This window comes from Nitrobacter sp. CN101 (assembly GCF_055390255.1).
Map to the genome: position 1 here is coordinate 3,876,568 of NZ_AP038833.1, position 14,775 is coordinate 3,891,342.

General features: G+C 57.9%; 12 protein-coding genes and 1 pseudogene. 6 read left to right on the top strand and 7 right to left on the bottom strand.

Annotated elements, in window-relative coordinates:
• Positions 1-133 precede the first annotated feature (133 nt).
• Positions 134-1,302, bottom strand: a protein-coding gene (locus ACZ5IL_RS19345; protein WP_464593342.1) for an IS3 family transposase whose coding sequence is annotated in 2 segments (ribosomal slippage) — positions 134-1,038 and positions 1,038-1,302 — 1,170 coding nt in all. Because the reading frame shifts where the segments join, the coding sequence is not laid out codon by codon here.
• Positions 1,303-1,699: 397 nt separating this feature from the next.
• On the bottom strand, positions 1,700-3,325 hold the full coding sequence (locus tag ACZ5IL_RS19350) for an OmpA family protein (protein ID WP_464594029.1): 1,626 nt from the start codon (positions 3,323-3,325) through the stop codon (positions 1,700-1,702).
• 414 nt (positions 3,326-3,739) lie between these two features.
• Between ACZ5IL_RS19350 and ACZ5IL_RS19355 the strand changes: the two genes are divergently transcribed.
• On the top strand, positions 3,740-3,982 hold the full coding sequence (locus ACZ5IL_RS19355; protein WP_464594031.1) for a hypothetical protein: 243 nt from the start codon (positions 3,740-3,742) through the stop codon (positions 3,980-3,982).
• 163 nt (positions 3,983-4,145) lie between these two features.
• On the top strand, positions 4,146-4,349 hold the full coding sequence (locus ACZ5IL_RS19360) for a hypothetical protein (protein WP_079448495.1): 204 nt from the start codon (positions 4,146-4,148) through the stop codon (positions 4,347-4,349).
• Positions 4,350-4,497: 148 nt separating this feature from the next.
• Here the strand turns inward: ACZ5IL_RS19360 and ACZ5IL_RS19365 are convergent, their stop codons facing one another.
• The gene (locus ACZ5IL_RS19365; RefSeq protein WP_464594033.1) at positions 4,498-5,472 is read right to left on the bottom strand and encodes a restriction endonuclease; all 975 of its coding nucleotides are present in this window, start codon (positions 5,470-5,472) and stop codon (positions 4,498-4,500) included.
• Between the two features lie 134 nt (positions 5,473-5,606).
• On the opposite strand from ACZ5IL_RS19365, the gene ACZ5IL_RS19370 reads away from it, so the two are divergent.
• Both ACZ5IL_RS19370 and ACZ5IL_RS19375 read left to right on the top strand, forming a co-directional pair.
• Positions 5,607-5,900: a helix-turn-helix domain-containing protein gene (locus ACZ5IL_RS19370; RefSeq protein WP_464594035.1), complete on the top strand. Its 294-nt coding sequence runs from the start codon at positions 5,607-5,609 to the stop codon at positions 5,898-5,900.
• A gap of 136 nt (positions 5,901-6,036) precedes the next feature.
• The gene (locus tag ACZ5IL_RS19375) at positions 6,037-6,264 is read left to right on the top strand and encodes a hypothetical protein (protein WP_464594037.1); all 228 of its coding nucleotides are present in this window, start codon (positions 6,037-6,039) and stop codon (positions 6,262-6,264) included.
• Positions 6,265-6,421: 157 nt separating this feature from the next.
• On the opposite strand, the pseudogene ACZ5IL_RS19380 reads toward ACZ5IL_RS19375, so the two are convergent.
• Positions 6,422-6,684: pseudogene (locus tag ACZ5IL_RS19380) on the bottom strand (HlyD family type I secretion periplasmic adaptor subunit); the annotation flags it as partial.
• 53 nt (positions 6,685-6,737) lie between these two features.
• A complete protein-coding gene (locus ACZ5IL_RS19385) occupies positions 6,738-8,687 on the bottom strand; it encodes a DEAD/DEAH box helicase (RefSeq protein WP_464594039.1) in 1,950 nt (649 codons plus the stop codon).
• 674 nt (positions 8,688-9,361) lie between these two features.
• Here ACZ5IL_RS19385 and ACZ5IL_RS19390 point away from each other — a divergent pair.
• Together ACZ5IL_RS19390 and ACZ5IL_RS19395 are read left to right on the top strand one after the other, a co-directional pair.
• A complete protein-coding gene (locus tag ACZ5IL_RS19390; RefSeq protein WP_464594041.1) occupies positions 9,362-10,156 on the top strand; it encodes a lytic transglycosylase domain-containing protein in 795 nt (264 codons plus the stop codon).
• A 633-nt stretch (positions 10,157-10,789) separates the two neighbouring features.
• Entirely contained in the window at positions 10,790-11,338 is a 549-nt protein-coding gene (locus tag ACZ5IL_RS19395; protein ID WP_464594043.1) for a cytochrome P460 family protein, read from the top strand.
• Between the two features lie 526 nt (positions 11,339-11,864).
• Here the strand turns inward: ACZ5IL_RS19395 and ACZ5IL_RS19400 are convergent.
• Both ACZ5IL_RS19400 and groL read right to left on the bottom strand, forming a co-directional pair.
• Positions 11,865-12,557 (bottom strand): glutathione S-transferase family protein, encoded by a 693-nt coding sequence (locus tag ACZ5IL_RS19400; RefSeq protein WP_464594045.1) that lies wholly within the window; start codon positions 12,555-12,557, stop codon positions 11,865-11,867.
• Between the two features lie 548 nt (positions 12,558-13,105).
• Complete coding sequence (groL, locus tag ACZ5IL_RS19405; protein ID WP_464594047.1) at positions 13,106-14,734, bottom strand: chaperonin GroEL; 1,629 nt, start codon at positions 14,732-14,734, stop codon at positions 13,106-13,108.
• Positions 14,735-14,775 lie beyond the last annotated feature (41 nt).

Genomic DNA, 14,775 nt, shown 5'->3' on the forward strand with positions numbered 1-14,775 from the left:
ACCAAACAGGACCGTGCCGTCGGCTCGGTCAAGCCTGGTCCGGGCTGTAGCGTAAGCATTCCGACTTGAAAAATCGTCGTAATATCCAAAGCCCGGCAGTGGCCTGCCCCTATGAGGTGGTCCGGTTTCAGTCTTAATGCATAATCGGCTTTTCGGCCATTGCTTGCGCTGCTGGCGGAAGCGATCCGGCTGGCTTTGAAGGCCAGGCGATGGCCTCTGGCGCCGGCGGTTTATATCCGAGCGATGAGTGTGGTCGCTCGGTGTTGTAGTAGCGCCGCCATGCCTCGATGATGACCTTGGCCTCGGCGAGGCTGTAGAAGATCTCACTGTTGAGCAGTTCGTCGCGAAGCTTCGAGTTGAAGCTCTCGCAGTAGCCGTTCTCCCAAGGGCTTCCGGGCTCGATGAACGCGGTCTTGGCGCCGACAGCTGCAATCCACTCTCGCACTGCCTTGGCGATGAACTCCGGCCCGTTATCAGAACGAACGTGGCCGGGCACGCCGCGTAGGATGAACAGGTCCGACAAGACGTCGATGACGTCGGTCGAGTTGAGCTTGCGATCAATCCGGATCGCCAGACATTCTCTGGTGAACTCGTCGATGATGTTGAGCATGCGGAACTTCCTGCCATTGTGGGTCCGGCCCTCGACGAAGTCATAGGACCAAACATGGTTTGGATGCTCGGGCCGAAGCCGGACGCACGATCCGTCATTCAGCCAGAGTCTGCCTCTCTTCGGTTGTTTCTGAGGAACCTTCAGCCCCTCCCGCCGCCAGATACGCGCGACACGCTTGGCATTCACCGTCCAACCCTCGGACCGCAGCATCGCCGTGATCCTGCGATAGCCATAGCGGCCGTAGCGTGAGGCCAGACTGATGATGTCGGTCGTCAATGCCTCTTCATCCGGTCGGCTTTGCGGTTTCTTGCGCTGGGTCGAGCGATGCTGGCCCAGAACCTTGCAGGCAAAGCGCTCCGAGACGGAGAACTTCACCATGACATGGTCGACGCAGCGGCGACGGCGGGAAGGGCTCAGAAGTTTCCCGAGGCAGCCTCTTTCAGGATCAGCTTCTCGAGCGTCAGGTCCGACACTGCCTTGCGCAGCCGGTCGTTCTCTTTCTCAAGCTCTTTCAAGCGCTTTACCTGATCGCCCTTCAGGCCACCAAACTCCTTGCGCCACCGGTAATACGTGAACTGCGTCACGCCGATCGAACGAACCGCTTCGCCAACCGATCTGCCTTGTGAAAGCAAAACATCGACCTGGCGCAGCTTCGCGACGATCTCTTCCGCCTTGTGCTTCTTCTGGGGCATTCCAATGTCCTCTCTAACGGCTAATAGCCTAATTCAGGGAGGACCACTTTTCAGGGGGCAGACCATATCCCCAAGCGAGCGCGCCGCGATTCCGAATAATCTCGTCGCAGGCGGCAACCTTCTTCTCTGTGGGTGTGCCCTTCGTGCCATCCGCTCCGTGGCAGAGGCGCCATGCCTTCTTTGTTGCCCCTGATTGATCAGCAATTGATGATGTCGGATGTTGAGTCGCAAGGACTATTGATACGGCTGCGATCAGCAAGACTCTGTAAAGAAGTTTCGTTGGCCTCAATGCGATTTCACCAATGAGCGTTGCGTCCCAATTCCGTTTGGCGGGGTCGCTCAGAAGCGAATAGCTAGTGCTATAGTTCATGGCACTTTTTCTCGGTGTGGCGGAACACTATTTTGGAGCGTTTCCGTACCGTTTGACGCATCGAACCTGTCCTGGCTGGCACACGATCCCAATATTTGAGCAGGTAAGATTTTCACCTGGCTTGCAACGACCGCAATTTACGCAGCTGTCAGTTCGCGACAGGCAATCTTCATCATTGCTCTCGGCCATCTTCCTTATTCGGATCTCTGCCCGACGGTCGTGAGCCTTTGACTGACGCGTTGCCCGCGCGGACAACCATCGAGGCACCCCATAGCCGTGTATTTCAACACGATCACTCTTCACAACGCTGTGGACGAGGTAGGCTTCAACCGCTGCGGCTCTGGCCCGGCTAAGTCTCATATTAAACCGCCGGCGACCATCCTGGTCGGTATAGCCTGCGACGGAAGCCCTGAGGCTCGGACATTCTTTCATTAGCGCCGCCGCGGTGGCCAACTTTGCGAGCTGGGCGCCCCCTATGACCGCCTGGTTCTTTGCAAAGTAAACCATAATCGGGGCATGAGCGGAGTCGGAATCGCACACAGCATGACCGCCACTCTTTCCATCTTCCGTCGAGGCAACAACGGCCGGTGCCAGCTCGAGTGTGGGCAGCGTTTTCGAATATTTCATGCAAGGTAGTGATCTCTCAAGATCAGTGTCACGGACCGATTTCCAAAGCGCCAACGTCTCCGGCCACGAATCGTTTCGTTTAAGCGCTCGAATGTCGTCGCTCGGGGAACAGGACTTCCCGGCTGAACAGGTGACTTGCTGTTGTACCTCTTTGATGATGATGAGGTTGCGCAAAGCACGGTGCGCAAAGTAGCCGGCCCCTGGCCCGACCCTCAACGCCTCCTCCAGCGGTTCACGATACTTGGGGTTCATGTCGGCAAGAATGGTGACGTCGCCTCTGCGATAGTCGTCGCGAAGCTGTCGAACCTGCTCGTCAGACACCTCGGATTTGTCCTGAGCATCGGTCGATCGGACCTGGCAGAACCTGATTTCGGCCGGTTTCAAACCAACAAGCTCAGGTGCAAGGGTTGCTTCTTTCGATGGTCTCCTGGCATCGCTCGTCGAGCCTTCGCCGTGACTTCCTGGAGGCGATTTGCCGGGATTGACTTGACTGACTTCCGCCACGGCAACTCCGGGTGCAGCAGGTCGCGTCCTCCATTTCCCTAGGCAAGCCTGAGCTGCACTTGCGTCATCATCACGAAATTTCACCCAACGATCCCTGATTTCGCCCCACTGACGTTTTGGGTCCGTCGGACTGTCGACCTTGAATTGAGAAATGATGGCATCCTTGTCGCACTTTCCGGACTCGCAGCGCGCTTGTTGATCAAGGGCCTGTATAATGGCCAGGTCGCGAAGGACGCGTGCTGCGGAGAACGCGCCGGCGGGACCGATCCTAAGTGCCTCAGTTATAACCGCTCCATTTTCAAGGCTCAGCTGCGAGAAGGCGACGGTCTCTGGCCTCCCCTTCGACATCCTCCGCAAGCGATCCAGATCGTCGACGCTGATGTAGTTAGCCGACTTATCCGAGGGCTCACAGCGCCGTTGATCAGCGACACCAAGATCACGCTGGTGATCTGCGGCTTGCGCTCCAGCGCAATTGGCTATGAAACAGAGGAAGATCGCACCAAGGATACGGCTGCGAGTCATCTGAGACCTATGGACAGCTGCTGTTCTCATCGCGTCTTGACCTTCATGACCAATGCGCAGCCAATCACTTGTCTTGATCGATCGTCGCTCCTGAGCCTTGATAACCTGCGGCCGCTGAGGCAGCATGGCCCATATGGGCTAAGTTTTTTGCGGCGAGGCAGGTTTTGCCGCTGCTTTGACGAATGGAAGCGTTTGATCGGCAGCGCATCACGTACGCTTTGACGGCAGCCGCGATTGATCCCGCTCGCTGGTCGGAGGCGCTTGAGACGGTAGCAGTTTGTACCCGTTCGTATGGTGCGCTAAGGCAAGCCGCCGAGAAGCGGCTTGCCGGCGATAGGGCGCGGGCGGCTAATGGCGACGAGGTGAGAGTGAGAGCTTAGCATGATATCATCACGCTAACGAAAGGGAGATGAGATGCCGGACGACGATATGAAAACTGAGCTCGAACGTCTCCGCAGGGAGAACGATGCTCTGAAGAAGGGAGCTTCAGAGGGCACCCGCATGAAGGTGAGTGACAAAGGTGGCCTCTCCGTTTACGGGATGGGACGTTTTCCAGTGACTCTGTATAAAGAGCAATGGTTGAAGCTTCTGAACATGTCCGATGAGATCCGCGCTTTTATTGCCGAAAATGAAGCGCGACTGAAGGCGAAGGATTAGGCCCGCCTCAAAGCTGGGGCTTGGGCGCGACTGCCACGGAACAATCAGTTGTCATCCGATAAACAGTTCCGAAACCATTCGCTCCGGCTGTCAAATCCGCTAACGATTTCGAAAATCGCTCGCTGCATAGTCTCCCGCGTCAACAAGAAACGGGGTTTGTTGTATGAGTGGGAATGCTGACCTGGAAAACGTGCGTCGATATCGCACCATCGCTTCGCTCTATCGTCAGACCGCAGCATTCCGTCCTGCGCAAAGATGGACGCTCCTTGCGCAAGCCTATGAATACGAGCGTCTCGCGATGACAGAGCTCGAAGCCCACTTCACCGGTTATGACAGCGCATCGTGGAACGTGGCGGCCACTGCGTGAGCGCGGTTGACGGTACTAAGAGCAGATCCAGGCAGAACTTGAGTCTGATGAATCGGTTGTGATTTCCATATCTCGGAGCGATATCTAGGCCGAACGCTCTGAACCTGGCTGACCTCAAAATTGGAGAGCTGGCTTCCAATTATCGCGGTTAATGCATTCGCTCAATCAGCCACCGAAACAGCCCAGCTTCTATTGCGGCGTCAGCTACCCGCTCAGCCGTCCAAAGATGCAAATCGACGGAGTCGGGCATCCTGAGGACTTTTGGCGCGCTGTGGTAGATAAAGAAACAGCGATGGAAACTGCCGTCGTTATGAAACCGCCGGACATAGTCATCGAGTTCCGCCTGTGTTGACCGGCTCTTGACCTGAACCCAGGCAACCTCGTTTGTGATCGGTTGCGTCAAGACCATATCCACATCGGCCTGATTCCCGCCCACTGCGCTTTGCCGTTGCCACCCTCCCCGGGCAAAGATCAAATCGATCAGGGTCTCGAAATCGCGCCAGTCGAGCTGGCAGATCATTTGCGCTGCCAGATTTCGTTGGTCCTTGATCAGGGCTGCGGCCTTCGTCCTGAGGGGATCGACCTCCCCTCGAATGCGGGCCAACAAATAGTTCGCCTTCTTGACCGCGCAAATCGTCATTTGATAGTTCGCGGTGCTCGTGAGCGCCGAACTGAGGCTACGGACCGTCAGCGGCTCGCCGTTGAGATCTGTGTTCGACCAACCCGCTCGCGTAGACCGATAGCGGGTCGGACCGCCGGGCAAAGGAGGCTCGATCTCAACCACGCCGCCGTCGGCGAAAGCCCACCAGAAATGACCTCGAGCGCAGGTCACCCACAAGGCGTCGTTCGGTAGTTCGTAAAACTCCCGCAGCTCCCTCAATCCGTTGCTGACGCCGCCTGATCTTCGTCCCATCTGCGCCAACTGCTGTCTGGCCAGCGCCCAATCGCCCTTCATACAGATGGGGTGCTCAATTTTGGGATAACCGAAGGGAATGATCCCTTGATCCAGGGCTTGATCCGTCCACTGCCCGCCCCGCCCCAACTTGATGTATCGGACCACAGAAGGGGCAAAGGTTCGCGCGGGCGGCTCGGCTTGCCCGGTCTCGGACCTCAGATCGTTCATTCGAGGATTAATCATGAGCTGGCAGTTCGCTTGCCGTGCCGCCGAAGTCCAGTTGAGCGGTCCAACATCGGACTTCAAAGTTAATATTATCCTTTTTTGGGATAATCCTGTCTCGGGATCAGCTTGCCCGGGCGATGACCATTTCCGCCCGCGGGATCGGCAAAACCGTCCATTCCTCAGATCAGGCCGCCTTCTGCGCCCTGATGGTGGCTGCCCGTAAGCAGGCCGGCCTGACCCAGCATGAGTTGGCGCGCCGTCTCAAGCGGCCTCAGTCCTTTGTCGCCAAATACGAGGGCGGTGAACGCCGGATCGATGTCATCGAGTTCGTGACGATCGTGCGAGCGATCGGAGCCGATCCCGTCAAACTGCTACGAAATCTGATGGCCGGCAAGCCGCCGGCGAAACCTCGGCGCGCATCGGCGAAATAGCCCATCGTCCTCCATTCAGCCCCCCTGCGATCACATCGTGATCCGGCGTCCCCGCTCTTCGCCATAAGATTATCCAGGTTCCGCTCGACTTCGCATGGCCGCAGAGCGGTAGTGGAGCCAACTCACGGAGGGCCCGATGGAGCGCGTCAGCATCGAACCGGCAATCAAGCTCATCATTGCCGAGATTCACACCCGATTGAGCGAAGCGACGCGCATTGCCAAGGCAGCCGAGGCCTGTGTCCAAAACGGCGCTATCGCTGAGGGCGTCGAGGTCGCCATGGATATCGAACAGCTCATTTATGAAGCTGGGCGATTGCAGGATGCTGCCTCGCTGCTCAACCGTATGAGACGGGATCAGAGTTAAGTTGCCAAGCCGTGACCATCTAGAGCTACCGCGAAAGCGGTGAATACTCTCACAGATCGTCGGCGCCCCATGGGGGTCTAACCACCACTCATCAGCAGATTAAGGCTGCTCTCTGGTCGGCTCGTCTTGCGCCAGGCGCTCGGCTCTCTTGTCATCATCATCGTTCCCTCGCGGCGTCATGGCGATAACGCAGCAGTGGCGACAATAGATACTCGATGACGCGTCGTTGGCCGGTCTTGATTTCCGCTGTCACGGCCATGCCCGGCGCAAGCTGGACGTTCCTGTCGTCGATCTGCATGTGAATGCGATCGAGCGAAATACGTGCTGCATAGACCAGCTCCTGGCCCTGAGGTTCGCTCGTATCGGACAGCGCCCCCGGTGTCGATCCGCAGGCTTTTCGTGGACGATGGCATCCTGAGTATCGCCCTGTTCAGATTTGCGGAGCCGGCTCTCTTGTACATGCATGCGACAGATCAGCCACGACGATTGTTCTTTGGTTTGCGTTTCGCATGCGACGCAGTTGCCAGTTGTGGTTGTCCAGTGTGGGCAGGCTTGTTCCGGTGCTTGTTTTTCTTCTCGAAGTCCGGTGTCCTACCAGATCTCACGCCACTTTCCTCGCGGGATTTGCCGTAGAGCTTCTGTTTTGTCGCGCCATCGGAATGGTCGCTGCGATGCGTGCCGCGATCGATGTCTCCGGATTCGTGCCGAGGCTGATGTGAGCGCCGTTCCGAAGGCGCATGATCCCGGACGGCGTCCGCCAGCGGCTCGATGCGGATATTGTCTTCCTTGTCCGGACGCCGGACCTTGGCGGCGAAGGATGCCGCGACTCGCTCGGAAATTTTGAACTCGGTCGTCGTATCCAGAACGCGGATCGTGCCGACGTCCTGCTTCTCGATACCGCCACGACGGCAAATCATCGGCAGGAGCCAGCGCGCTTCCGCTTTCTTCCTGCGTCCAATGGCGGCGCGGAACCAGACCCCGCCCTCTATCATCTGGTGACGCGCGGATGATTTTCGTCTCTTTGATCGGGGCTCGGCCGAGCGATCGTCGCCACGCCGTGATCGGATGCCCTTGTCTCGACCGCGATCGTCAGGAGGCCGGCCGGTGCTCGGGCCGGGATCGAGAATGTCTTCCGGCGACGGAAGCCGCGCGCGGTACAGCCGGGCGAGCGCCGCGGCGATATCCTCCGGCGAGCGCTGGGCAAGCAAGGCCTGCGCCAGTATCAAATCGTCGTTCGTCGTCTCCTCGGTCAGCAGCGGATCGCACAGCATACGCTCCTGATCGAGGTTGCGAATTTCCTCGGGCTGGGGAGCCGTGCCCCAGGTGGCCTCGATGCCAGCCAAATTCAGCAGCAGTTCAGCGCGCCGCCGTCGCGCCGGCGGCACCAGCAATACGCTGACACCCTTTCGACCGGCCCGGCCGGTACGGCCGGAGCGATGCTGCATGACCTCCGGATCGTTGGGAATATCCGCGTGGATCACGAGATCGAGGTTCGGCAGATCAATGCCGCGCGCGGCCAAATCGCTCGCCACGCAGACTCGGGCGCGTCCGTCCCGCAAGGCTTGCAAGGCTTGCGTTCGCTCGTTCTGCGTCAACTCTCCGGACAGCGCGACCACCGAGAAGCCGCGTTCCAGAAGTGTCGCCTGCAAATGCCGGACAGCATTTCTGGTGTTGCAAAACACCAGCGCACTCGGCGATTCAAAGAATCGCAAGACGTTGACCACCGCGTGGTCGACATCGCTGGCGGCGATTCTGATGGCGCGGTACTCAATATCGGCATGACCGCCTTCGTCGCCAGCAACCTCGATCCGAAAGGCCTGTTGCTGATATTGCTTTGCCAGCGCGATGATGCCGCGCGGTAAAGTTGCCGAGAATAACAACGTTCGGCGCGTTTCCGGCGTGGTCTTGAGGATAAATTCGATATCCTCGCGAAAACCGAGATCGAGCATTTCATCGGCCTCGTCGAGCACGACCGCCTTTAGTTCGGAGACGTCGAGACGCCCGCGCCGCAAGTGATCGCACAATCGCCCCGGCGTGCCGACCACGATGTGGGCGCCCTCGGCAAGCTCGCGCTGTTCGCGGCGGGGATCCATGCCGCCGACGCACGAGACGACGCGCCCATTAGCGTATTGATAAAGCCATGCGAGTTCGCGATGGACCTGCAAGGCAAGTTCGCGCGTAGGCGCGACGATCAACGCACGCGGCGCGGCCGCCTGCCCGAACCGCTCGGCGTCACCCAGAAGGTTTTTTACAATGGCCAGCCCGTAAGCGACTGTTTTGCCGGATCCGGTTTGCGCCGAAACAAGAAGGTCGCGATCGACAGCCTCGTCTGCAAGCACGGCGATCTGAACGGGGGTCGGCTGACGGTAGCTGCGCTCGGTTAAAGCTCGGGCGAGTGGCGGAGGTGTGGTCGGAAATGGCACGGGATGACAAACCTTGGTTGGCGTTCAGACCCCATCACATCGAATCGAACGGGATAAAGCTGCGTGCTGGCAGATGCACAACCGCCTATGGGGATTTAATTGAGATGGAAGCGCTTTACGCTAAAGAACGGCAATAGACCATGGCCCCGGCCTGCCCATATCCCTCATGTGCGGGGGCTTCTTCGCGGCGCGCCGACGTGGTTTCCACTGTCGGCTTGGCACCCGATGGTGCGGCTGGCTGGGGAGCTCGATTGGGAGTTTGTGGAGACAAGTTTAAGTGCGGCATGACGATGGATCGGGGCAACGAAATATGCCTCCCCGAAGGGAGGCATTGGTTCAGGAGCTTCCGGCTCGTTGCGCTCGCGGATGACCAGCCACCCATTAGTCGATAAGTGTCTGTGCGACGAAGTTTATGTGAGCCCTGGCGTATCGCTGGTTCTGCCGCCAGCCTCGACTCAAATGTACCCAAATCACCTCTTGCGATGCGCGCGTTGAGCTTCTTCTTTCGAACCTTCTGCAGAGAAATTTAAGCAGACCTCGTACCCATCCGGAACCAACGAAACCCGAGCCAGAACACGGGCGCGGCAACGCGAACTAGCGCAGCTCCCGCTTTACAGGTCGTGAAACGTTAAGACATACGCCATACCACTGCCGGGTCTGCACTCTCGGTAAGTATGGCCAGAACATCCAAGCGCTTCGCCGTTAAACTTGGTCGCTGGGGCCGCCGCGTAAAGTGGGCGCAGCGACTGATCACCAACGCGCCGCAATCGGTTCGGATCGCAGGCATTGTCGCGATCGTGCTTGCCACCTTCGCGTTGATCAACCTTATAGTTCAGGTGGTCCGCAAACCGACTGAGTTGCTCTTTTTCGTCGGCCACAGACTGAGCAAACAGCCTGCCGAGACGTGGCGGCAATACGGACCTTTGTTTCGAACCTTTGCGACCCGTTCGATCTCGCCGGAATTATTGGCGGCGCTCGCTCAAGTTGAAAGTTCGGGCAACCCGGTAGATCGGACATATTGGCGCTGGCGGTTCAGTTTCAATCCTTTCAATATCTATCAGCCGGCATCCAGCGCCATCGGCCTGTTCCAAATGACCGATCCTGCCTATGCCGAGGTCGCACATCTCTGCATCCGAGCGAAATCAATTGAAAATTCTGGTTGTGGCCTCGGCCTCTATATCCGCGTCATACCCAGCCATGCCGTCGAGTTGGCATCGATATACTTGGACCGAAATTTGGCTGACGTCCTCACTCGGTCCGGTAACAAGCCGGCCAACGAGCAACAACGGCAAGATCTTGCCGCCTTTATCCATCTCTGTGGCGGAGGCCCTGCCACCGCATACGCGCGCCGTGGCTTCCAAATGAGGGCTACGGAGCGATGCGGGGATCATCTCGTGGCGGCATACATCTCCAGAGTCAATGCGATGAAGCGGCAGTTCCAGCAGCTTGCTGCCAACAACAGAAATTAGCCGCCAAGCATCCATTTTCATGAGCTTCGGGTGTCAAATCTATCGGAAATTTCGAGTTTGAGCCGCAGCCTACAGGCTCGTTGAAGTCAAAGCGATAATGCTCCCGGGCGACTACCGCTCTTTCAGGTCGGTCTGGATTGGACGAAGAGGGAGCGGACTGTTCAGTGCCCTCGCAGCGGTCTACTTTCAAATAGCTACACGCGCATTAGAAGACGCAGTTAGTCGAATAGACTTACAACGGAGAAAACCGGGCAACAGTCCTGCCATCCGAGGCCGCAGAAACTTCGAGGATACTCGTACATGCCGTCAGAATTGCCCATCCGGCATATCGCGGCTGACCTGAGATCCTGAACTTCCTCCAGCATTAAGTAGAGTACGTCGATCACTTGCGCTAGCGCCGAAGTTTGGACCACCGGAAGTTAGATTTTTTCGCCTCTTGCGCTGGCGGCGACACCGGGATGAAGGTGTCGAACGGCCGTCGTCTGAAGGCTTTGGAAGACAAGAACGCCCGGCTGAAGTAGCCGCTCGCCGAGCAGATGATTCCTCGACCAAACGTGGCGGTGAAGGTGGGACGGTTATTTTCGATTTTTACCAAGGGCATTGAAGCAACCGGTCTCGGCGCTGGAGCATTCCATGAAAAGCATTGCTTATTTGACGGCTGCCGCTGCTGCGATAGCGGGCGGTATTCTCTACACAGCCTCCGCATCAGAACAAACTGACGGAGACGCCTCGCCGATTTATGGAGTCAAAATTCCTGCAGGTTACCGCGACTGGCGGTTAATCTCGGTGAAGCAGCTGGCGGGAACAAAAGTCAAGCAGTTACGCGCTCAACTAGGCAACGACATTGCAATAAGGGCTTTTCGCGAAGCGAAGCTTTCATTCCCAGACGGCTCGATAATTGCGGCGTTGCACTGGAATGAAGCCTCATCGGATTTGGACAACCAAGTGTTGGCCGCCGGTTTTCCCGGCGCTGATCTTGAATCGGTCTTTGCTGGGTCGGCCGTGAACGTACAATTCATGGTCAAGGACTCGAAAAGGTATGCCAAAACGGGAGGTTGGGGATACGGAGACTTCACGAACGGAAAGCCCGGCGATCAGGCGTTGCATGAAAAATGTTTCTCCTGCCATGTACCCGCAAAAGACCACGACTACATATTCACACGTTACGCGCCAACGCCCTGATCTCAACCTCACGTTAAGGTTTTGGCGAGAGATGGACGTGCCTTGAGGATACAGAATTGAGCAGCGACGTCGCTGATTGGCACATCTGGGGTGACACTTGATTGCAAACTCATGTTCTTGTTCACGTAAACGTCAATCCCTGTGTGTACCAAAAACTTATCCGAGTTGATGACGTGATGAAATCACCTAAACTGGCGAAATGATCGGACTGCACTGTTTCGCTTTGGCCGTCCTGGCCTCGCCATTCAAGTCGAAGTTGCGGCTTGAAGCTGAGAACGCGGCGATTCGACATCAGTTGATCGTTCCGCGGCGCAAGCTATACGCGAATGCGCGCGCAAATCATTTCAAGAAACACGCGCTCCCATTTGTCATTGAACAATGACGCGCTGATATCATGTGCCGCCGAGAACAGCCGAACGCATCATCTTCCATCCGATCCTGGGCGGACTGCACCATCAGTATGTCCGGGTTTAATATGAAGGCACAGGGGCCCGGCGCGCCATGGCATCGGCTTTTATATTATTTCTCACATACTGATTGCTGCGTGGATAGCACGGCAATGTTGTGCCAGACCCTCGTGCGAGACCACGAATTTTTTCAATGGCGTTTCGATATCATAAAAGTAAATGTTGGCGATGAAGCCATAGATGGCGGCGTCGATGGTCGTCGGTCGATCGCCATGCACATAGCCTTGTCGCGAGATCTGGTTCGCGAGTGCGGCGAGATCGGCGAGCCCTCTGGCCATTGAAGCGTCAGCCTCGAAGCGGCCAATGCCCTGGTAATAATAACGCTGGGCGTTGAACTCCTTGGCCTTCATCAATCCGTCATTGGTAAGGCTCGGATGTTCGCGCTTGAGCGCATCACGGAACTGGGGCCAGTAGCGCTCGTCTTTCCAGCGCGAATATGACATCACCCAGTAGAGATCGTCGAGAGTGCGAGTAATGAGGAGATTGGTTGTGCGCTGCGCGGACGTCAGCGCCCCGTCCAGCGTCACGCCATATTTTTCGGTGATATAGACAACGATGGTCTCGCTATCGCCGACGCAGTCATGGTTGTCGACGATATAAGGCAATTGCCCGCGCGGCGCCTTCGACGCATCGAAAATGTGTTCGTGCCGGAACGGCACGCCGGCGAGCTTCAGAAAAGCGAACACCTTCAGACCGTAGCCATTGTTGTCGGCGACGCCGAACAGCGGCGGATAGGAATAGAGCGTGAGCATGATGCCCGTCACGTTCAAGGTGGCGGCAGGCTACCTCAGAATTGACTAGTCGGAAACGCCCGGCACGACAACCCGGCGTCGGGACGAATAGGCACAAAGACTGCTTTCGAACGCGGATACTACCGGGGACCGAGCCAGACGGACCAGTCGATTGGCGTTTGGTGAGCGGCCACGACGAATCATGCGGGCCATTAACCGTTCAGGCATGGCACGTCGAAGAGTGTGCTATCCGACGGAGTAGCGCCTGCTGTTCGGGGCCTTCTCCGTCCGCAGGAGTTCTCCAAGTTTGATATGTGATTGTCGACCAGCCCGATGAAGAAACGAGCTGGTGGATGATAAAGTGTGCCCGTCAGCGGACGTGCGCCGTCCAACGAAATGAACGCGGCCAGTTAGCCAAAGCGGCGCAAGTTTGACTCGATCGCGCCTCCCAGGAACGTTTCCCCCGCCAGTCCTTTCACACAGTAACCTAGGAGAAACCAAGCTCTAATGCAGGAGGCCCGGCAGGGTGCCGGGCCTTTGTCTTTCTCTTGCGCTCTGAACAGTTAGGATTAGAAATCCATGCCGCCGCCCGGCATCGCCGGGGCGGCGGTGTTCTTCTTCGGCACTTCGGCCACCATGGCTTCGGTGGTGATCAGTAGGGCCGCGACGGACGCTGCGTTCTGGATTGCCACACGAACCACCTTAGTCGGGTCGATAATGCCCTTGGAGATCAGGTTGCCGTATTCGCCAGTCTGCGAGTCGAAGCCATATGAATATTGCTCCTTCTCGAGGATCTTACCGACGATGATGCTGCCGTCTTCGCCCGCGTTGATCGCGATCTGGCGGGCCGGCGCCGACAGCGCCTTGCGCACAATCTCGACGCCGGTCTTCTGGTCATCGTTCTGCGTCTTAATGCGCTTGAGCTGCTCGGAGGCACGGAGCAGGGCGACGCCGCCACCCGGCACGATGCCTTCCTCGACGGCCGCGCGGGTCGCATGCATCGCGTCATCCACGCGGTCCTTGCGTTCCTTCACCTCGACCTCGGTCGCGCCGCCGACGCGGATCACCGCGACGCCGCCCGCGAGCTTAGCGAGACGCTCCTGCAGCTTATCGCGGTCGTAGTCCGAGGTGGTTTCCTCGATCTGCGCCTTGATCTGGTTCACGCGCGCCTCGATGTCGGCCTTCTTGCCGGCCCCGCTGACAATGGTGGTGTTCTCCTTGTCGATCATCACCTTCTTGGCGCGGCCGAGCATCTGCAGCGTGACGTTCTCGAGCTTGATGCCGAGGTCTTCGCTGATCGCCTGACCGCCGGTCAGAATGGCGATGTCCTGCAGCATGGCCTTGCGGCGATCACCGAAGCCCGGCGCCTTGACGGCTGCGACCTTCAGACCACCTCGGAGACGGTTGACGACGAGGGTGGCGAGCGCTTCGCCCTCGACGTCTTCCGCAATAATCACAAGCGGTTTGCCGCTCTGCACCACGGCTTCTAACAACGGAAGCAATTCGTTCAACTGAGATAGCTTCTTTTCGTTGATGAGGACGTAGGCGTCGTCCATCTCGACGCGCATCTTTTCGGCGTTGGTGACGAAGTAGGGAGAGATGTAGCCGCGGTCGAACTGCATGCCCTCGACCACCTCAAGTTCGGTCTCGAGCGACTTGGCTTCTTCAACCGTGATGACGCCCTCGTTGCCGACCTTCTTCATGGCGTCGGCGAGGAACTTGCCGATTTCCGTGTCGCCATTGGATGAAATGGTCCCGACCTGGGCGATTTCCTCGTTCGAGGTGACCTTCTTGGAGTTCTTGACGAGGTCGGCGACCACGGCTTCGACGGCCAGGTCGATCCCGCGCTTCAGGTCCATCGGATTCATGCCGGCGGCGACCGACTTGGCGCCTTCCTTCACAATCGCAGCCGCCAGAACCGTCGCGGTGGTGGTGCCGTCACCGGCCGCATCCGCGGACTTGGAAGCGACTTCGCGCACCATCTGCGCGCCCATGTTCTCGAACTTGTCCTCAAGCTCAATTTCCTTGGCGACGGTGACGCCGTCCTTGGTGATACGGGGCGCGCCGAATGACTTTTCCAGCACGACGTTGCGGCCTTTGGGGCCGAGCGTGACCTTCACCGCGTTGTTGAGAATCTCGACGCCGCGCAGCATGCGGTCGCGAGCATCAACGCCGAATTTGACTTCTTTGGCTGACATAATAATCTCCGTTTTCGTCAGATCCCAAAGATCGCGCGATT

What these genes read in the sequence shown, in the direction of transcription:
- ACZ5IL_RS19370 (WP_464594035.1), top strand. Translation starts at nt 5,607, where the DNA reads ATGACCATTTCCGCCCGCGGGATCGGCAAAACCGTCCATTCCTCAGAT.
- groL (WP_464594047.1), bottom strand. Translation starts at nt 14,734, where the DNA reads ATGTCAGCCAAAGAAGTCAAATTCGGCGTTGATGCTCGCGACCGCATG.
- ACZ5IL_RS19400 (WP_464594045.1), bottom strand. Translation starts at nt 12,557, where the DNA reads ATGCTCACGCTCTATTCCTATCCGCCGCTGTTCGGCGTCGCCGACAAC.
- ACZ5IL_RS19365 (WP_464594033.1), bottom strand. Translation starts at nt 5,472, where the DNA reads ATGAACGATCTGAGGTCCGAGACCGGGCAAGCCGAGCCGCCCGCGCGA.
- ACZ5IL_RS19360 (WP_079448495.1), top strand. Translation starts at nt 4,146, where the DNA reads ATGAGTGGGAATGCTGACCTGGAAAACGTGCGTCGATATCGCACCATC.
- ACZ5IL_RS19395 (WP_464594043.1), top strand. Translation starts at nt 10,790, where the DNA reads ATGAAAAGCATTGCTTATTTGACGGCTGCCGCTGCTGCGATAGCGGGC.
- ACZ5IL_RS19390 (WP_464594041.1), top strand. Translation starts at nt 9,362, where the DNA reads ATGGCCAGAACATCCAAGCGCTTCGCCGTTAAACTTGGTCGCTGGGGC.
- ACZ5IL_RS19350 (WP_464594029.1), bottom strand. Translation starts at nt 3,325, where the DNA reads ATGACTCGCAGCCGTATCCTTGGTGCGATCTTCCTCTGTTTCATAGCC.
- ACZ5IL_RS19375 (WP_464594037.1), top strand. Translation starts at nt 6,037, where the DNA reads ATGGAGCGCGTCAGCATCGAACCGGCAATCAAGCTCATCATTGCCGAG.
- ACZ5IL_RS19355 (WP_464594031.1), top strand. Translation starts at nt 3,740, where the DNA reads ATGCCGGACGACGATATGAAAACTGAGCTCGAACGTCTCCGCAGGGAG.